Origin of the sequence: Vibrio pomeroyi (genome assembly GCF_024347595.1) — a bacterium.
GTDB classification, from domain to species: Bacteria; Pseudomonadota; Gammaproteobacteria; order Enterobacterales; family Vibrionaceae; genus Vibrio; species Vibrio pomeroyi.
Window position 1 is genome coordinate 942378 of sequence record NZ_AP025507.1, and the last position, 18459, is coordinate 960836.

Consider the following 18459-nt stretch of genomic DNA (forward strand, 5'->3'; position numbering starts at 1 on the left):
ATGCCTAAGCCGATATCGAGCGTTGGTAAATCTTCGGTGTAAGACCAGACACACGTTTAAAGGCTCTAGAGAAATGCGAGATGTTGGTGTAACCCAGTTGGCTAGAGATGTAAGTCAGCGTATGGCCTTCTTCCATTAGCTCACAGGCTACTGAAAACATCAGGTTCTCTTTGATTTTTCGGTAGGTGGTGTTTTCGTTTTTAAGCTTACGTTGAAACGTTCTTACCGAGAAATTAAGCAGCTCTGCGGCTTCTTCAAGTGAGAGGTCTTGCTCTTTCATGTAAGGCTTGAGTAACTCGTAAACACTGTCGGTAAAGCTGGTGTGCCACTCAATGATCGCGGGCTTATTGCTTAAGTCTTTGGCGGTGAGGCGAATGGGAAGCTGTAGGATCTCATCAGGGATCATCACGGCGGTTGAACTGTGGTCGATGAACAGTTGGCAATTGCTTGGAACCAGCGTTTTGACGATGTCGGTGTCATGTCCTTGCAAACGAATCTTGGTAGGTTGCCAAGGTGAGTGAGACAGAATTGTGATCAGCTCAATGATGTAGGTGATCGCAAACACCTCGCCCCATTGGAACATCGATGAGGGCTCATCAGGCGATGTACGGCAAAACCAGCTTTGGCCATGCTCAACAACGAAATCGACACTACTGCCTGGTGAATCATAAGAGAAGATCGTGTTGATGTGTTTTAACGAGTCGCCAATGGTTTCGAACTCGGTAAATTGATGCAAGACGTATGGGATGATTCTTCTTCTAAACGCTAGGCCAAGCACATCCGTAAATCGGGAAACGCCCAATTGTGATGAGGTCAGATAAATCAATCGTTTGATGGATTCCGACGGCACGAAGTCACTTTCTGACTCAATAAGATCGGGTGGTAGACCCGAGTCTTCGAGCAGTTTGTGTAGGTCTAATCCATAGTCAGTAAAAATTTGGACTAAGATCTTGGCGTAACTGGTTTGTATAACGGGTACTTGATAAGAGCTGTTGGCCATGATCAATCAATCCTTGTGCATTGATACATAATTGGACGTGCATATCATTTACGACACTTTGTTTAGTAAATCTAACCCTATTTACTTGAGTTTTCCATGGTCAGGTTTATTTTTAAGATATTAATTTTGTTGATGTTAGTTATTGAGAAGGGAGTTCCATGTCTGAAGTTAAAGGGAACAAGCAAGACGACAATGAAGAAAGTAGCCAACCAGAGAATGGCAAGGATAAGGTAAGAAAGGTAACCAACTACCTACTTGGGTTTGTGGCATTCACGCTGCTGTTCAGTATTGTTGCTGATCGAATTATACCCATCACTGATAATGCCCGCGTGAAGGGTTACATCGTTCCTATCAAGCCTGAAGTGTCAGGCAAAGTGCTTGATATCTTAGTTAAGCCGAATCAATTGGTTAATCAAGGCGATACACTCGCGATTCTTGACGAATCTGATTACCGAATTGCTGTGCAACAAGCCGAGCAAAATCTTGAGATTGCCGGGCAAAATGTTGGAGCTCAAACTGCAAACATCGCTTCTGCACAAGCCAAATTAACTTCCGCTCTGGTTGAGAAACAAAACACTCAGCTTCAAGCGAAACGTGTACTGGAAATGGCTGAAAAAGGCGTGATGTCTAAATCGGACGCTGATGAGGCTCGAGCTGCATTAGCCACTTCTCGTGCTGGTGTGACTAACGCTGAAGCGGATTTGGAGCGTGCCAAGCAACAGATGGGTAAAGAGGGTGAAGAGAACAGCCAAGTGAAGGCAGCCTTATTGGCGTTGGAACAGGCTCAGCTAAACCTTGAACGTACCGTTATCAAAGCACCGACTCAAGGTGGTGTGTCTAACTTTAGCCTTTCTGAAGGTTTCTATGCTTCTGCAGGGCAAGCGATCATGACGTTTGTATCCACAGAAGACATTTGGATTGAAGCTTACTATCGTGAAAACAGCTTAGGTAACGTCGCGGTGGGTGATGAAGTCGAAGTCGCTCTAGATTTTGCTCCGGGTCAGATTGTCAAAGGCCGTGTGAGCAGCATCGATTGGGGTGTGGATTGGGGACAGAACGATCAAGCGGGTAAGCTTGCTCAAGCTAGCCAACAAACGGGCTGGTTACGTCAAACTCAAATGCTGCCAATCACCATCGAATTTGAGCGTGACACCATGCAAGGCATGTTACGTGTCGGTGGTCAGGCTGATGTGATTGTTTATAGCGGCGATAACTTTGTTTTCAATGCGATAGGCAAGCTTTGGATTCGATTTATTAGCGTATTGTCTTATGTCCGATAAGCCCGTACTCGACCAACAAACACAGCAACGGATCCTGCGGTATACCGTTGGGGTCACGTTGGCTGTATTTTTGGCGGCATGGATTAACTGGCCACTTGCGTTTGTTGCACCAGTGTTCACCGCTAAGTTCTTAATCGATAAACCTAATCTGCACAAAGAAACGGTCTATGAGCTATTGTTGGCGGTGGTTGCCACCATGGCGTTAGGTTTGTTGCTGTCTCGTGGTATTACCCATTATCCCATCCCGTTGCTGGTTTTAGTGGGGCTGATGATGCTGTGGGGTTATTACCTGTTTGTCGATCCAAAGTGGAATCTGTTCGCTACCATACTGCTGATTGCTGTGTTGATGCTGCCATTCATGGCCATTGATAATCCGGGTGTTTCGGTGTTGTTGGCATCTGGTTTGGCAACATCGGGCGTAGTTTCGGTGATGATCTTTGCCTTAGTGCATGTGTTCTTTCCTGAACCCAAATCGGAGTTTTCAGGTTTCGCGGCTGCGCCACTCGAAAAGAAACAACGTTGGTATGCGGCCTTTAGAGCGATGATTATCTCGTATCCTGTGGTGTGCTTTTTCTTTATCTTTCAGATATCTGAAGCACTGCTAACCATGATGTTTATCGCGTTGTTGTCGTTAATGATTACCTCAGAAAAATCCGTAAAGCTGAGCGCATTTCTTGTGATCAGTAATGGTATTGGAGGCTTGTTGGCGATTGCTGCTTTTTCAATCCTTTCTATTGTTCCCAATATTGTCTTCTATTCTTTATTTATAGGACTTATTGCCATTCTCATGGCTACTAAGATCTATACCGTTCCAGAAAAAGCACCGATTTTCGCCACTGCATTCAGTACTTTATTGGTACTCGTAGGAAGCACATTGATGAGCTCAGGCGATATCGACAGCAACACGTTCATACGTATATTCCAATTAGTGTTAATTGGAGTTTATATGATTTTGGCTTCACTCTTCCTTGAAACCAGGAATTGGAAGTTTCTACAAAATCAGCCCTAATTTTGCCCTAACAAGGATGTCTCATGAAGTTAACCGATGATTTTTCAAAACAGGCGATTGATGCCGCAATAAAAATTGCAGCCATTGCCATGCTCGTCTATTGGTGTTTTTCAATTCTACGCCCATTCATTCTGTTGGTAGTGTGGGGCGCGATCATTGCGACTGCGCTATACCCAGTGGCAGTGGCGATTTCAAATAAAACCGGGATGTCGAAAGGCAAAGCCAGTGCATTACTGAGCTTTATTGGTGTGTTATTGCTACTGATTCCGTTGGTGGCGCTTTCATCTGGTATTTATACCAGTGCATCGGACCTAATGACTGGGCTACAAGATGGCACTTTGTCTCTGCCTAAACCGAAAGAATCTTTGCAAGACATTCCGTTGATTGGTGAAAAAGTCTATGCGGCCTTGGTTCACGCTTCGTCCAACATAGAAAGTGTGTTCATCAAATATGCGGAAGAGCTGAAGATATTCGCGACTAAAGCAGCGTCGGTTCTGGGTTCATTGGGCGGTGGTTTCATTCAATTTATCATCTCAACCATCATTGCTGGTGCGTTCATGAGTAATGCCGATAAATGCCAAACGGGTGTGACTCACTTGGTAGCACGCTTAACAGACGGCAAAGGTGAAGAACTGGTACAGCTTTCTAAATCAACCGTTCGTAGTGTTGTACAAGGTGTGATTGGTGTCGCTGTGATTCAATCAATGATGTCGGCAATTGGTTTGGTGATTGCGGGCGTGCCTGCTGCTGCGTTTTGGGCGTTGGCGGTATTGTTAATTGCAATCATCCAACTTCCACCTATTCTTGCTCTGTTACCAGCCATTATCTACATGTTCAGTGTTGAATCGACGCTGGCGGCAAGTTTGTTCTTAGTGTGGTGTATTTTGGTGAGTGGTAGTGACGCTATCTTGAAGCCTGTACTACTAAGCCGCGGCTCTCATATTCCAATGTTGGTTATTTTATTGGGTGCGTTAGGTGGAATGGCGATGTCAGGCATTGTCGGCTTGTTTGTTGGTGCTGTGATTCTGAGTTTAACCTATGAGCTGATGATGGCGTGGCTTGGGCTTGAAGATAAAAAACAAGAAGAAGCTGAGACAAACAAAGCAGAGACAGAGGAGAAATAGATGAAGGCAGTCTCGAAAGACGACAACTTCTACTTCTTATTCTATGCACTGTTGGTGTTGTTTTTTGGTTGCGCGGTGATGCAGCAGTTTTACCCGCAAGGCCAAAAAACGATTCTATTTTTGATCATTATTACCTTAGCGGTTTCGATTGTCGGCATTCATAAAGAGCGTTCTTTGTATCGCTCTTGGTATGGATTGTTGTTGATCACGGCGTCGGTGTCGGGTGTGTTTTCGTTCTTAGAAGGCTACAACTTGTCTATCGTGACGTTAACTGCGTTGGCCATTTTTCTGTTTTCACATATTTACTCGGCTTTAAGGCAGGTGATACAAGCGAAAACCGTCACACCAAATCACATCATTGGGTCTATCTGTATTTATCTGTTGTTGGGTTTTGCGTGGTCGACCATCTACTTGTTGATTTTGGAAATCTTTCCGAATGCATTTAACGGCTTAGAAGAGCAAGTTTGGTTAACTAATTTGTTCAATGCGATGTATTTCAGCTTCATCACTTTGACTACGGTGGGCTATGGTGACATTTCACCTGCTTTACCTATTGCTCAGTTCTTTGTGTTTATGGAGTCGATCATTGGCAGTTTTTACTTAGCGATTATGGTCGCGAGCTTGGTAAGCATTCGGCTGGCTCAATCTCAGTCCTAATCGAGCAGATACAAAGAAGCCCGGCAATCGCCGGGCTTCTTCTGTTTTATGCTGTTCAAAGTCATACGTAGCTTTGAGATAGAGCTCGCTATGAGCTTCGAATCTTAGGTCTCAGTGCGAGCTAAAACCTTAAGCCTCAGAGCCTTGGATCTTCTCTAGCTCAGCGATAGTCGTTTGAGACACTAACTGACCGTCCATGTAGTAAGTCACGTTCTGACCTTCTTTGATACCAGTCAGCGTTGCTGTTTCGCCACTGGTGTAGACGATATCCATTTGAATCGTGTTTTCGTCAATCTTGATCATTTCACCAGTCTCGATAGTGCGGTTGTTTGAGATTGGGCCTACAGGCGCCTCTTTTAGGCTTGGGTCAAGTTCATCATTAACCTTAAAGTGTGTGTCTGTTTTTGTATCGAACACGTGTGGCGCGCCGCTGATTGGGTTTTTACCCGTCCAGAATTCAAGTGAGTTGAATACTACGTAGTCGGCTGCGGTTGTAATACCGTACACAGGCGCTAATAAGAAGTTTACACCTGCACGAGCATAGCGGTTATCGACAACTTCAACGTTAAATTTCATCACTTTCCCTGTTACGGCGTTACTGCCGATACAACCAGTTAGCGCAGAAGCCAAAACCGTTAGTCCTACAATTTTAAGTGCAATCTTTTTCATTTTAGTACCTGTATAAGTTAGAAGTCTGTTTCGTTGGAACAGGTGTAGTATGGTTTTTATTCGATGGTCAGTTTTACCATTTAACGCCATTGGCGATATAAAGTGGTCACGTATTTGAAGCCTCAAAATTTTCTTATGGGGAACTTAACTACAGAAAATTCGGACATAAAAAAAGCGCGACCTAAAAGGGCGCGCTTAATGTTTTGAAAGGAAGAGTCGTGATAATAACAGCGGTTACTTCATGACATAGTTATAAGTCTTCACCGCAAGCCAACGGAAAAATCGGAATAAAAGGGTGGTGGCTTTAAAGACAAACTTGGCAATTGAGACCGTTGCTTCACCAGCAATGCTCACGCACTTATGTAAATCGGATTCTTTGTATTCTGAATAGGTCATGATGTTCTCTCACTTCTCGCTGTTATTTTGCATATATAAGTAAAGACTCCTGTCTGGCTGTATACCCTGAGTGCGTAATGTACGAATATTCGCCGATCGGGACTTACCATTTAATGCCATGTGGTCTAAAAATTAGCCGAATGAGAATGTGTTGAGCGAATTTAAGCGCCTACCTAGGGTTAGCGCCTGAAGTAACCGAAAAACCGTGGCCAATAATGTTATGATCTCGGGTTCAGCTCCGTGAGTTATAAAGAATAGGAAAGAGAATGAGCAACCTTACAGAACAGCAAGAAGCCGCAATGGCGACGTTTAAAGAAAACTTACACCTGCCAAATGGTGGTTTTCATAAACTGATTATCGAGCTAAGTAAGGAATTTCAGCTGCCTTTTCAAAAGGTACGCGCTGTTTTAAAGAAAGCTCAAAAAGACGTGGAACGTCAGATCCGCGAAGATTTTTCGAGTGTCGATGAGGCAGTTCTTAGCCAAGCAAATTGGTTGAGCATTATTAAATCGAAGCTAGTCGAGTTGGCGGAAGATAACCAAACGGTTATGGATAAACTGCAACTCAACCTGAAATATCAGAAAGTGTTGGCTGCAACCAATGGTTCAATCGCAAGTGAAGACGAGCGTGACGAGTTGATCGAAGAATTGATTCAAGCTTATGAGAAAGAGGTGTTCAAACCTTTACTGGCAATGCTGCATACAACAAAGCTGTATTGGAAGTTAATGCTGGTGGATGAGACATGTAAGATGAATGAGGAGAATCGTGAGAAGTTCAGTGATTACCCTCAACACATGCAAGCTGCAGAACACTTATATACGCTGGATCAGAAGTTAAGGTCGATGCCGTTAACTTATTAGTCCATGAATGCACTGATAATGACGCAGTGGTGATTCAGAGTTCGATATAAGTTGGTTTCAATAGAAGCACGATAACCTAGCTAGCGTTAGCCGCGTGTGAAATGCAAAAAGGGCTAGGTTTTTGATCTGTTTTACTTCTACTCTATTTTGTTCTGCTAGAGCGAATTGAGGGTGACATCTTTTATATCTTTGGAACTAGGCGATGTTTCTTTTGGTCGCCTTTGGGAAATGCTATAGGAGTGTGAAATGTCCTAGGGTGTTTCCGTTGCGCGAAACGATAGTTCCGATGCTGTCTCTTTCATTAAATTCAAAGTCGATGAGATAACTGTTGTGTTGTAGCTTGGGCAATATGTGGCGGTGAAGTATATCGCTATTGAGCTGTCGAATCTCGGTGACCCATGAAAGTTCTTCTTTGTGTAAATCTATTTTGATCTTGAGCATTTATTACCTTTTAGTTTATTGACTGTTTTTTCGCGTGATAGTTGGTACCAATGGGTTTGTCTTGTTGTTCTGCGTGACATAACTGTGCCTTGTGTTTATTACATATATATTTAAGTTTTCGATCTATTGTGAATTCGCTAAAAAGAAAGCAAATGACGAATAGAACGGTAGTGGGATCTAATTGAGAAGCTATTGAATGACTATCTGGGTGAAAGCTGACGCAGAGATGGTGTAACGAGGAATCGAGAACTGTCTTTGTGGAACTTGGACTTACTTTAGCATTAACAGCTCTATAGATTAGAGCCAGGTGGCGAACTATACGCCTAGTTTTTAGAATTACAACCCTATTTTAAAATTAATTTAAAATAATTTTGATTTAAATATCACCACAATTTTAGCGCTAAAGAGAGAAATGGGTGGCGAACTTACTCTTTCTTAAGTAGTGCCACTGGCTATGCTGTTCGAACATAAGCTCTCCTCAAGAACTATCGGTCTTCTTATCTTGTCATTTGTAATTAACTCGCTGTTATATAGTAGTTTTACATTGTAAATTTCTCGCCCTTTCATGGCTCAAGGCACGTATGTTGTGACTTTATGGTGATATCACTCTTTGAAATTTTCAGCCTTGCCTACTCATCCTTCATTTCTTCCTTCATTTGATTACTATTTATCCTTTCTGTTCTTCAATGCTGTTCAGTTATGTTCGTTTTGGATAGTGGTTTGCCAAAATGTGAATAATCACTTTTACGTTTCTGAATAATAAAGTTGTTGTGTACCTTAATTACTGCAAATATAATTGATAATAATTCTCACTTGCGTTACAAGTTTGTTGTCAAATCAATGACAGACTTTAAATTATCGTTATTTAGCAGTTGTGTAGGCCCCATGCTCACCCATGAGTAATCAGACTTTCATTGTCATGAGTGGTGGTTTGTCTCAATGGCAAAGGAAGAAACATGAAGAAAACAATCAATTCAGTTCGCCAGTTATTGAGCGGACTTGCTATCGTTCTTGCATCATCATTCATGATTACTGCTCAAGCGGAAACCGTGACTATTGAACACGTAAAGGGCACAGCGCAGTTTGATGAAGTGCCACAACGAGTCGTCGTTCTGGGTTTTGGTAGCTTGGATGTGCTAGACAAAATTGGTGTGAAGCCAGTAGGCGCGCCTCATAGCCTAATGCCTGATTACCTAGAGTCTTACAAAGAAACGACAGCAAACACTGGCTCGTTGAGCGAACCTGATTTTGAAGCTATCTACATGCTGAAGCCTGACGTGATCATCGCTGAAAATCGTATGCTTAAGGTTTACGACAAGTTGGTACAAATTGCTCCGACGATCATGTTCTCTATTGAAGGTGACAAGTACTGGGCTGACGCTCAAGAAAACTGGCGTGCACTAGGTCAGCTATTTGATAAGCAGGCTGAAGTTGAAGCGATCATCACAGAGACTCAAGATTCTATTGCAGCGGTAAACGACAAAGTAACGTCTGGCGAAACCACAGCAATGATGCTGATGAACAACGGCAACAACATTGCGATGTTCAACAAAGGCAGCCGCTTCTCAATTATCTTTGACGACTTCGGTTACGTTGAATCAAAGAGTGCAACAGTAGCGCCAATCAAAGGTACGCACGGTAACCTTATCTCTTTCGAATACATTGCAGATGCAAAACCTGAAGTGCTTTACATCCTAGACCGTGAGAAAGCGATTGGTAAGTCAGAAGGTCGTGCACCACAACTGTTTGATAACCCATTGGTAGCAGCAACACCTGCAGCGCAACAAGGCAACATCGTGTACCTTGATTCAAGTGCTTGGTACCTGGCTGGTGGCGGTGTAACAGCGATTCATAGAATGTTGGGTGACATTGAACGTACCATTCAACAGTAACCAATAATCAGATTTTCGGGCTTATAAGAACGTTCTTATAAGCCCTTTTTCACTTTTCATACGGGCTATCCGAGACCTACCTTTAGTATTATTTCTATGTTGAAACCCATTGCAGCTGCTGTATTTCTTGTTGTGTTATGCGTTGCGTCATTGATGATTGGGGTCGCTGAAATCAGTTTTAGTGACTTCTTCAATGGCAACCAACACGCCAACTCTATTTATATCGTTAGTCGAATCCCTCGATTGCTCGCCATTGTACTGGCCGGTGCCGGTTTGAGTGTCTCTGGTTTGATCATGCAGCAAATCGTTCAAAACAAGTTTGCCGCGCCTTCAACGATGGGAACGATCGACTGTGCCATGTTGGGTTACATCGTTGGTATTCTTGTATTGGGTAACGCAGCTCAATGGAGCTATCTCGGCTTCATCTTCGCATTTGCTGTGTTTGGCACCATGTTGTTGGTTCGTTTCTTACAGCATCTTAAGTTCAAGAATGCGGTACTAGTGCCTTTGATTGGCATCATGTATGGCAATGTGGTTTCCGCGTTAACGACATTTATCGCCTACAAATACGATTTGGTACAAACCATGTCGGCGTGGACTATGGCGAACTTTGCGAGTGTCTTGCAGGGTAGCTATGAAATCCTTTATCTCGCGGTACCTGCTTGTGTGTTGGCTTATTACTTCGCGAGTCAGTTCAGTGCGGCGAGCATCGGTGAGAGCTTCGCGAAAAACATCGGTTTGAATTACCAGAAGATCGTCTTTATTGGCGTCGCTCTTGTCGCTATCTGCGCTTCTTCTGTGGTGATGATTGTTGGCGTTATTCCATTCCTTGGCCTTATCGTGCCGAATGTTGTGTCGCTGATGATGGGTGATAACATGAAGAAGATCCTGCCTTGGACAGCCTATTGGGGTGTGATCTTGGTGTTGGCTTGTGACTTGTTAGCGCGAATCGTCATCTTCCCTTATGAGATTCCAATCTCAATGGTAATCAGCATCTTTGGTGGCTTGATTTTTATCTACCTAATCATGAGAGACAAGTCGAATGCGTGATTCAGTAAAAATTGCGATTCTGGCTATCGCGTCTTTGGGTATGACCGCGGTTTTTGTGGGGCAGGGGTTAACGTGGGATAACTACGAGTTCTTCTTGTTTTTGCGACTACCAAAACTGTTGTCGATTGTGTTGGCTGCGGTGGCGATCTCTGCGTCGTCATTGGTTTTCCAAACCATCACTAATAATCGAATTCTAACCCCATCTATCTTGGGCTTTGATAGCTTATACATGCTGGTTCAAACGGTGCTTCTGTTTGTATTTGGCAGTACGAGTTTCTGGGTAATTGATTCCATCGCAAACTTTTCGATGTCTGTGACTGTGATGATCTTGTTCTCTTTTGCTCTGTTCCACTTCTACTTTAAGAGCAAGCGAAACAACGTATTCACACTGCTGCTGATTGGTATCGTGTGTGGTAGCGTATTCTCGAGTTTGTCTAACTTCTTGGCGATGTTGATTGATCCGAACGAGTTTGCGGTGCTGCAGAATGTGATGTTCGCAAGCTTCAATAACGTGAAAGGTGAACTGGTTTACCTCAGCCTTGCTCCACTAGGTTTGAGTTTGTTGGGATTATGGGTGTTGGCGCCTAAACTCGATGTGCTTTGGCTTGGTGTCGATAACGCGACAAGCTTAGGTGTGAACACCAAGCGACTGACTCAGATTACCTTGGTGATTGTGTCGGTAATGGTGGCAGTTTCTACAGCCTTGGTTGGCCCAGTGCTTTTCTTTGGCTTGATCACCGTGAGTTTGGCTCGTCAGATATTCAGCTCTTATCAGCACCGCACTCTTATCATTGCTAGCAGCTTATTAGCAGTAGTGTTACTCGTTTCTGGCCAATGGTTCATCGAAAAAGTGATGTCGTTTGAAACCACAGTGAGTGTGATCATTAACTTGGTCGGCGGTTTGTATTTTATGTTCTTGTTGTTACGCACCAGAATTCAGTAAAGGTAGTAAGTAGTGATTAAATTAACAGGTTTAAGTAAGAAGTATGGCAAATCACTCGTGGTGGATGATGCCAGCGCTATGTTCCCGAAAGGGGAAGTGACTTCTATTATTGGCCCAAATGGTGCGGGTAAAAGTACACTGCTTTCAATGGCGAGTCGCTTAACAGACAGTGATGCTGGTGAAGTCATTATTGGCGACAAGCTACTGGCTGAATGGGATACCAAAGAGCTGGCTAAGCACCTTGCGGTATTAAGACAGTCGAACAGCATCAATATGCGATTTACGATTCGCGAATTGGTGTGTTTTGGTCGTTTCCCCCATTCACAAGGTCGCTTAAAAGACGAAGATCATAAGATCGTTGACACAGCGTTAGAGCACCTTGGTATTACTGATATTCAAAACAAATACCTTGATGAGTTGAGTGGCGGTCAGCGTCAAATGGCGTTCATCGCCATGGTTGTGGCACAAGATACAGACTATGTGTTCCTAGATGAGCCACTGAACAACCTAGATATTAAGCACTCTGTAGAGATCATGCAGACGCTTCGTCGTTTGGCGCATGAGTTTAATAAAGCGGTGGTGATCGTAATTCACGACATCAACTTTGCTTCTTGTTACTCAGATAACATTGTCGCGATGAAAAAAGGCCAAGTGGTTAAGTCGGGTAAGGTTTCGGAAGTGGTTGAAAAATCAGTGATGGAGTCGATCTACGAGATCCCATTTGAGATTCGCGAGTTCGATGGCGTTCGTATCTGTATGTACTATTCGGGTCGTTAGACTCATTAGTTTCTAACTACAAAAGTGAAAAGAGCTCCCGTATTAGGAGCTCTTTTTGTTTCTCGTTACCGGATCTTTTGCTAACGCCTTTTAATGGCCGAAAGCTCGATTAACCAAAATAAAGTGAGTTGCATAAAAGGTGAACACCTGAATTTACCCGTGAATTGCTTAAACATTGTCCGCCGAGTTTCTGACATGCATATGAGCTCAGCGTTAGTTTGATGTCACTCGAAGATCTACTCTTCATTTTTAACAATCATTTGTCATTTTCATGTTGAGTGGTGCGAAAAGCCATCTACACTATGATTATAACTGTTTGATTTTTATACGAGGCATCAATGAGTCGTAAACCAATAGTGTTAGTCGTAGATGACACGCCAAGTAACTTGGATGTGTTAACTGCAATACTCAAAGATACCTACCAAGTAAAGGTAGCCATTAACGGTTCCATTGGCATCAAGATAGCGAAGATGGTGCCTCAGCCTGACCTAATTCTTCTCGACATCATGATGCCCGACATCGATGGCTACGAGGTGTGCAGTCAGCTAAAAGCACAGCCGAATACCGCGCATATACCGATTATATTTGTTACTGCCAAAATTGATCCTGAAGCTGAAGTGAAAGGGTTGTCTTTAGGCGCTGTTGATTATTTAACGAAACCTATTACCCCTGAAATTGCTCTACAGCGTGTGAAGACCCATATTATGTTGTATGACCAACAACGCGCTTTGTTCAGCCAAGTTAAAGAGAAAACCCAAGAGATCAACCTTGGCAAGTTAGAGACCCTGAATATCTTGGGCAGGGCGGCGGAGTTCAAAGATAACGAAACGGGCATGCACGTTATGCGCATGAGCCATTATTGCGAAATATTAGCCAAAGCCTTGGGCATGACAGACGAAGATGCGGAAACCTTGCGTGATGCCGCGCCGATGCACGACATTGGTAAGATAGGTATTCCTGATAGCGTGTTACTTAAACCGGGTAAGTTGGATGCCGACGAATGGACGATTATGCAGAAACACGTTGAATTCGGTGTCGAGATACTTGGCAGGCAGAGTGATTCCAAATTAATGCAAATGGCCATTCAAGTCGCGCAATATCACCATGAAAAGTGGGATGGCAGTGGTTACCCAAACCAGATAGCAGGCGAAGATATTCCTTTAGTCGGGCGTATCGCTGCGGTAGCCGATGTATTTGATGCTTTGACCGCAGAGAGGCCCTACAAAAAAGCGTGGAGTGTCGATGAAGCGTTGAGTTTGTTTGAAGATCAGAAGGGCAAACACTTTGACCCGAGAATCGTAGAGCTGTTGTTTGAAAACTTACCTCAGATTTTAGCCATTAAAGAAAAATTCAAAGATGATTAATCTCTTCACTAGACGTTGTACATTCGTGTTGGAGTTAAAAAACAGAGTCGTTTTATTTACGATGTGGTTATTGGCGGGGCTTTGCTTCAACGGGAGCGTCAGCGCCGCCGAAGTGACAGACGCGCAGTTAAACCGCTGGCTCGACAACAAACCTACAATCACCTTCATCGCACTGGCTAACCATTATCCTTACTCATTTATCGATGATGATGGAAGAGTGTCTGGCATCATCAAAGATTGGGCAATAGACCTTGAAGACCGATTCGGTGTCCACGCTCGTTTCATCAGCGTTAACTCACGTGTAGAAGCAAAAGCTGCACTACTCGATGGGCGAGGCGATGTGTTCCCTTTTCAGCAGTTTGATCCAAGCGAAGGTGGCCGCTTTTTAGCAAGTGATCCTTATGTTCCGTATCAAGTGGCTGTGATTGTGCCTATCGACAACGTCATCGATACTAACTTAGACCAGACTCACAAACGCCGCATAGCGATGGTTAACGAGAACATCGACTTACAGAAAGCAGGCGTTCAATTGAACTCTATTGAAAGAGTCGATTTTGATAACGTTATTGATGCGGTGCGCGCCCTAGGAGAAGGAGACGTCGATGGAATCGTTGGTGAACCCATTACGACTATGGATCTTGCAAAAAATATTGGTGTTCATGATTTAACGATCAATTACGTGCTTGAGCACTGGAAAAGACTTGAAGCATCAATGGTCGTGCGAACGGATGAGGAAGAGCTACTGACGCTCCTCAACAAGCAGGTAGCGACCTTTGATATCGACAAAAAGAATAAGATTTTATCAAAGTGGTTGGACAGCTCCCCTTATCGAGTGCCGCTAAAGGGCGTATTTGGTTTTGGTAACCCTCCGTATATGTACCCAGACAGTACAGCAGTAGGCCTCGAACACGACATTATCCAACGTGCACTGAACGACATGGGCTATAAGTTAGGTGACGTTGTCACGCTTCCTCCTAGTGCAGCCAGAAAAGCCATCGATAATAACAACTCAATATCTTTTGTTTCCGGTGTTCAGTTTGATGATCCTGAAGCGCACTTCCTAAGTGATAGCGTCCTTGATGTAGAGTTTGTTCCTGTGTCTCTCGTGCGACGTGATCTCAAGCTTCAATCTCAGAAAGATCTTTCAGTAGGCGCACTTTTATTTGATGACACTTCACCAATAAAAAAATCCGTTGAGACGCTCAGGGACAAACTAGATATTGATCGTGTTGAAGACTATGAGAGCCTTGAATCGGCGTTTTCACAACTACGGGCTCAAAACGTTGATGTGTTGATGGTCGAGAGACGTGTCTTGGAGTGGTTTGTCACTAACACTCGTTTCATTGAGATGGCCGAGTTGCAACTGCATGACAGCTATAAAGTCACTTATCCAATCTATGTCGACTTTAAGACCGAAGAGCTGAGAGACGGCTTTAATGCAGCAATAGAGGACCTAAAGCTCGCTGAAGATGGGTTAAGCACCATCATTGATACCCATGTTGAGGGTGATCTAAGTCAAGTACTTAAGAAAGCGAACGTGATTGCGCAGATATCAGCGTATTTCATCGTTAACGACCGCTTTGAAGAGTTGACCGAGGTGTTCGAAATCTTCGATACGGATAGCTCCTTCCAGGTGATCACCGCGCAAGCTGATAATAATAATCGCCCCATTAAAGCTTGGTACATCGGTAACCTTGTTGATGATATAGGGGAGAAAAAGAATACCTCTCACTTTTCATCTGTCACCAAGGTGGCGAGCTATCGTACAAAGGGTGGCACGACTAATTCTGGCTCAATGACTTTCTATTTTGATACTAAGTCGCTTGAGAAAAAGCACGTTTATTTCCCCGCTGTTGAGCAGTTCAGTTCGTTTGGTGACGCCGCCAAGCGTTACATTGCGGACATTTATCAAGCAAATAATCTGACGGGCGAAATCCTAAACCTAAGCCAAGCTGAAAGAGAGTGGGTGAAGAACAATCCGGATGTGAGAATTGGTATCGATCCGGATTCGCTGCCCTATGAAGCGGTATCCAGTACAGGCGAATACATCGGGATGATTGATGACTACTTGACCTTGGTCGAGCAGAAAACAGGGTTGAGAATTCAACATGTCGATGTGGCGAATTGGTCAGAAACCCGAAGTTTAGTCGATCATGATGAGGTAGATGTCGTCTCTGCAGCTCAAGAGAATCGCTCGTTGGGAGACAATGTAAAACCCGTTAAGAGCTTCTTTTCAAGCCGTTTGGCGCTCGCATCAAGACGAGATGTGAGTAGTTTGGTGCTTGAGGAAGCGACGGGGTGGAAAATCGGTATTCTTAGGAATGCAGCCAACACCGACGCGATTGTAGATAAATACCCGAATGTTGACTGGGTATTGGTCGACGCCACCGCAACAGGCCTTACCATGCTGGATGATGAGAGCTTGGACGGCATGATCGATACTGTTGATGTCCTCAATTATCTGATTGATTCATACGGTCACCGAGAGGTGGGGATTATCGGGCGACTGGACTTTTTCCTTTCTCCGACCTTACATGTGACCAAGTCAGAACCTTTGCTTTATTCTATTTTGGATAAGGCAATTGCTAACATTTCCGCAGAAGAACATCAGAAGATCTCAGCAAAGTGGGCGGCACCTAAAGCGATAGAAAGAGTCGACTACCAGTTGGTTTACACCATTTCGGCTTTCTCGCTGGTTATCCTTCTGCTTATTATTTTCTGGAACCGTAAGTTAGCGAAGCAGATCAGCATTGCTAATGAAGCGACTGAAGCCCTCAAAAAGGCGCAGAACCAACTCTACAATATGCTCAATAGCTCTCCGATTGCTGCTGCGGTGGTATTCAAGGAGCAGGTTCGTTATGCCAACGATACCGCAAAACGCTTGTTCGTCGTAGAAGGCGAAGAGCTCGATGATATTGACGTGTCAGCGATTCATGACTCGTTAACGGTACGTGAAGAGGTACACAAGGAGCTTAAACTCAACGGTAAGGTGGAAAACAGAGAGTTAGTGCTGCGTAAGTCAGATGGCACTCGCTTCGTGGCGCTCGTGAGCTACTACCTGTTTGAACTCGATGGGGAGATCGCCACACTGTTTTGGGCGTTCGATATCTCAGAAATGAAGTACCTCAATGAGCAGTTGGCTGAGGAAAAAGAGAGAGCGGATCTCGCAAGCCAAGCGAAGTCGGAATTCTTGGCTAACATGAGCCATGAAATTAGAACGCCAATGAACGCGATTATTGGCTTGTCTTATCTCGCGATGGGAGAGATCGTTAATCCAGTAGCAAGAACCTATGTTGAAAAGGTTCACCGTTCAGGTCACTCGTTGTTAAGCATCATTAATGACATTCTCGATTTTTCTAAGATAGAAGCAGGTCAGCTCTTAATCGACAATATCCCATTCAACTCTCTGACAACTTTCCACGATGTGATTGAGTTGATGGATTCGAAGGCGGCTGAGAAACAACTCAGTTTGTCGATGTCGATAGACCCTGAGTTAGATACTCCACTTCGAGGCGATCCACTTAGACTGTTCCAAGTAGTACTTAACCTTATTGGCAATGCGATTAAGTTTACGGCGAAAGGCAGCGTGGCGTTAAGGGTGGCTCATGTCAGATCAAGCGAAGACAGTTTGACCATGAAGGTGAGCGTGACAGATACCGGGATTGGCATCTCAGATGAGAATCTACACAAGCTGTTTGAAGCGTTTAGCCAAGCGGATAGCACTACAACACGTCAATTTGGCGGTACTGGATTAGGGCTTAACATCAGCCAGAAGTTGGTTCACGCGATGGGAAGTAAAATCACGGTTGAGAGTGTGTTAGGACAAGGCAGTGAGTTCTCTTTTGAGCTGACATTACCAAGATCGACTCATGAAGAGTTAACGCAGTTTAAAGCCCAAGAGCTGCAGTTGGATTATCAGATAGAGTTCAAAGGGCAAAAGGTACTTCTGGTTGAAGACAATGAACTCAATCAAGATCTTGCTTTGGCTTTCTTCAGTAATTCTAAGTTAAATGCTGACCTCGCACAGAACGGTAGAGAAGGGTTGGAGATGGCTCGTAACAATGATTACGAGATGATCTTTATGGATCTTCAAATGCCGATTATGGATGGCTTTGAAGCGACAACATTGATTCGCGAGTTTAATAAAGAAGTGCCTATTATTGCGATGTCGGCCAACGTGTTTGCTGATGCCAAACAAAGAGCAAGGGAAGCGGGTGTCACGGACTTCTTGGATAAGCCGATCATTATTGATAAAGCGACCTCTTTGATTTCCAAATATATTGTTCCGGAGTTATTGGTCGAAGGGAAACCGTCAGCGAATACATCTGTTAAATCACAGCAGACAGATAATTCGAACCAAAGCCAAGAGGTTGAGTTAGGCTCTGGTAGCGCGAGCGCGAGTTTACCTATTTTTTCTAAGCTTCGATTTGAACAGCTCACCAATCATGACGTTGAATTACAAACCAAGGTGCTGAATAGGTTCTGCCAAGGTGCGCCTGAGATTATGGCGGGAACGTTCGATAACCTAACGCAACTTGAATGGGTGACCTTAGAACGAAATCTGCATACGTTGAAAAGCATGGCGGCTTCGATTGGTGGGTTACGATTAGCAGAGTTACTCAGTGATTTAGAAAGCAAAGCTCATAACAAGGCGTGTGACGAGCAAGATCTTAAACAAGGAAACTCTGGTTTGGATGAACTGATTCAAGCGGTCGAGAGCGAGTTTGAGACGTCATGCACTGAGGAAGCCGAGATTAGTCTTGATGATAGTTCTAACTCACCTAGCCTCACCTCAGAGCAACGTAGCAAGTTATTATCGCTGCTGGATGCTTATGATAATGATGCGACGCAATACGTCTCGGAGTTGCTTGTCGAGTATCCACATTCGGATGTTTTGAAAGAGGTGCGAACTGCGTTAGAGAATTACGATTTCGAGCGAGCTAATGAGGTGCTTAGCGCTTTTGAATAGCCGATTACACATATCACTGCAATTCACT

General features: G+C 44.0%; 15 protein-coding genes. 11 read left to right on the forward strand and 4 right to left on the reverse strand.

The window, feature by feature from the left end; all coding sequences use genetic code 11:
- Window positions 1-4 precede the first annotated feature (4 nt).
- Window positions 5-1000: a helix-turn-helix domain-containing protein gene (locus OCV12_RS20295; RefSeq protein ID WP_176679484.1), complete on the reverse strand. Its 996-nt coding sequence runs from the start codon at window positions 998-1000 to the stop codon at window positions 5-7.
- 158 nt (window positions 1001-1158) lie between these two features.
- On the opposite strand from OCV12_RS20295, the gene OCV12_RS20300 reads away from it, so the two are divergent.
- Genes OCV12_RS20300 through OCV12_RS20315 form a run of 4 tightly spaced genes read left to right on the forward strand, consistent with a single transcriptional unit; the run spans window position 1159 to window position 5070 of the window.
- Window positions 1159-2280: an HlyD family secretion protein gene (locus OCV12_RS20300; RefSeq protein WP_017629920.1), complete on the forward strand. Its 1122-nt coding sequence runs from the start codon at window positions 1159-1161 to the stop codon at window positions 2278-2280.
- Window positions 2270-3289: a DUF2955 domain-containing protein gene (locus OCV12_RS20305; protein WP_026084145.1), complete on the forward strand. Its 1020-nt coding sequence runs from the start codon at window positions 2270-2272 to the stop codon at window positions 3287-3289. Before OCV12_RS20300 ends, OCV12_RS20305 begins: the two co-directional genes overlap by 11 nt.
- Window positions 3290-3312: 23 nt before the next feature.
- Window positions 3313-4413 carry an AI-2E family transporter gene (locus OCV12_RS20310; RefSeq protein WP_261887075.1) on the forward strand — a complete coding sequence of 367 codons (1101 nt, stop codon included), beginning with the start codon at window positions 3313-3315 and terminating at the stop codon, window positions 4411-4413.
- Complete coding sequence (locus OCV12_RS20315) at window positions 4414-5070, forward strand: potassium channel family protein (protein WP_176679488.1); 657 nt, start codon at window positions 4414-4416, stop codon at window positions 5068-5070.
- A gap of 129 nt (window positions 5071-5199) precedes the next feature.
- Here OCV12_RS20315 and OCV12_RS20320 read toward each other — a convergent pair whose 3' ends face one another.
- Together OCV12_RS20320 and OCV12_RS20325 are read right to left on the reverse strand one after the other, a co-directional pair.
- Window positions 5200-5739: a DUF3332 domain-containing protein gene (locus OCV12_RS20320; RefSeq protein ID WP_176679489.1), complete on the reverse strand. Its 540-nt coding sequence runs from the start codon at window positions 5737-5739 to the stop codon at window positions 5200-5202.
- A gap of 234 nt (window positions 5740-5973) precedes the next feature.
- Window positions 5974-6135 carry a hypothetical protein gene (locus OCV12_RS20325; RefSeq protein ID WP_176679490.1) on the reverse strand — a complete coding sequence of 54 codons (162 nt, stop codon included), beginning with the start codon at window positions 6133-6135 and terminating at the stop codon, window positions 5974-5976.
- Between the two features lie 266 nt (window positions 6136-6401).
- Here OCV12_RS20325 and OCV12_RS20330 point away from each other — a divergent pair, with 266 nt between their 5' ends.
- Window positions 6402-6995 carry a hypothetical protein gene (locus OCV12_RS20330; RefSeq protein ID WP_261887076.1) on the forward strand — a complete coding sequence of 198 codons (594 nt, stop codon included), beginning with the start codon at window positions 6402-6404 and terminating at the stop codon, window positions 6993-6995.
- 231 nt (window positions 6996-7226) lie between these two features.
- Here OCV12_RS20330 and OCV12_RS20335 read toward each other — a convergent pair whose 3' ends face one another.
- Window positions 7227-7436, reverse strand: a complete 210-nt coding sequence (locus OCV12_RS20335) for a hypothetical protein (RefSeq protein ID WP_017631719.1) — start codon at window positions 7434-7436, stop codon at window positions 7227-7229.
- A gap of 956 nt (window positions 7437-8392) precedes the next feature.
- On the opposite strand from OCV12_RS20335, the gene OCV12_RS20340 reads away from it, so the two are divergent.
- From OCV12_RS20340 to OCV12_RS20365, 6 genes are all read left to right on the forward strand, one after another.
- A complete protein-coding gene (locus OCV12_RS20340) occupies window positions 8393-9328 on the forward strand; it encodes a siderophore ABC transporter substrate-binding protein (RefSeq protein WP_261887077.1) in 936 nt (311 codons plus the stop codon).
- Between the two features lie 96 nt (window positions 9329-9424).
- Window positions 9425-10378 (forward strand): ABC transporter permease, encoded by a 954-nt coding sequence (locus OCV12_RS20345; protein ID WP_176679493.1) that lies wholly within the window; start codon window positions 9425-9427, stop codon window positions 10376-10378.
- Window positions 10371-11321 carry an iron chelate uptake ABC transporter family permease subunit gene (locus OCV12_RS20350; RefSeq protein WP_261887078.1) on the forward strand — a complete coding sequence of 317 codons (951 nt, stop codon included), beginning with the start codon at window positions 10371-10373 and terminating at the stop codon, window positions 11319-11321. Before OCV12_RS20345 ends, OCV12_RS20350 begins: the two co-directional genes overlap by 8 nt.
- Window positions 11322-11333: 12 nt before the next feature.
- Window positions 11334-12098 carry an iron ABC transporter ATP-binding protein gene (locus OCV12_RS20355; protein WP_261887079.1) on the forward strand — a complete coding sequence of 255 codons (765 nt, stop codon included), beginning with the start codon at window positions 11334-11336 and terminating at the stop codon, window positions 12096-12098.
- Between the two features lie 338 nt (window positions 12099-12436).
- On the forward strand, window positions 12437-13462 hold the full coding sequence (locus OCV12_RS20360) for a response regulator (protein ID WP_261887080.1): 1026 nt from the start codon (window positions 12437-12439) through the stop codon (window positions 13460-13462).
- Window positions 13463-13523: 61 nt separating this feature from the next.
- Window positions 13524-18431 carry an ATP-binding protein gene (locus OCV12_RS20365; RefSeq protein ID WP_261887111.1) on the forward strand — a complete coding sequence of 1636 codons (4908 nt, stop codon included), beginning with the start codon at window positions 13524-13526 and terminating at the stop codon, window positions 18429-18431.
- Window positions 18432-18459: the final 28 nt, after the last annotated feature.

Excerpts from the sequence above, each read along its gene's own strand:
- OCV12_RS20295 (WP_176679484.1), bottom strand. The coding sequence starts at position 1,000 with ATGGCCAACAGCTCTTATCAAGTACCCGTTATACAAACCAGTTACGCC.
- OCV12_RS20300 (WP_017629920.1), top strand. The coding sequence starts at position 1,159 with ATGTCTGAAGTTAAAGGGAACAAGCAAGACGACAATGAAGAAAGTAGC.
- OCV12_RS20305 (WP_026084145.1), top strand. The coding sequence starts at position 2,270 with ATGTCCGATAAGCCCGTACTCGACCAACAAACACAGCAACGGATCCTG.
- OCV12_RS20310 (WP_261887075.1), top strand. The coding sequence starts at position 3,313 with ATGAAGTTAACCGATGATTTTTCAAAACAGGCGATTGATGCCGCAATA.
- OCV12_RS20315 (WP_176679488.1), top strand. The coding sequence starts at position 4,414 with ATGAAGGCAGTCTCGAAAGACGACAACTTCTACTTCTTATTCTATGCA.
- OCV12_RS20320 (WP_176679489.1), bottom strand. The coding sequence starts at position 5,739 with ATGAAAAAGATTGCACTTAAAATTGTAGGACTAACGGTTTTGGCTTCT.
- OCV12_RS20325 (WP_176679490.1), bottom strand. The coding sequence starts at position 6,135 with ATGACCTATTCAGAATACAAAGAATCCGATTTACATAAGTGCGTGAGC.
- OCV12_RS20330 (WP_261887076.1), top strand. The coding sequence starts at position 6,402 with ATGAGCAACCTTACAGAACAGCAAGAAGCCGCAATGGCGACGTTTAAA.
- OCV12_RS20335 (WP_017631719.1), bottom strand. The coding sequence starts at position 7,436 with ATGCTCAAGATCAAAATAGATTTACACAAAGAAGAACTTTCATGGGTC.
- OCV12_RS20340 (WP_261887077.1), top strand. The coding sequence starts at position 8,393 with ATGAAGAAAACAATCAATTCAGTTCGCCAGTTATTGAGCGGACTTGCT.
- OCV12_RS20345 (WP_176679493.1), top strand. The coding sequence starts at position 9,425 with ATGTTGAAACCCATTGCAGCTGCTGTATTTCTTGTTGTGTTATGCGTT.
- OCV12_RS20350 (WP_261887078.1), top strand. The coding sequence starts at position 10,371 with ATGCGTGATTCAGTAAAAATTGCGATTCTGGCTATCGCGTCTTTGGGT.
- OCV12_RS20360 (WP_261887080.1), top strand. The coding sequence starts at position 12,437 with ATGAGTCGTAAACCAATAGTGTTAGTCGTAGATGACACGCCAAGTAAC.
- OCV12_RS20365 (WP_261887111.1), top strand. The coding sequence starts at position 13,524 with ATGTGGTTATTGGCGGGGCTTTGCTTCAACGGGAGCGTCAGCGCCGCC.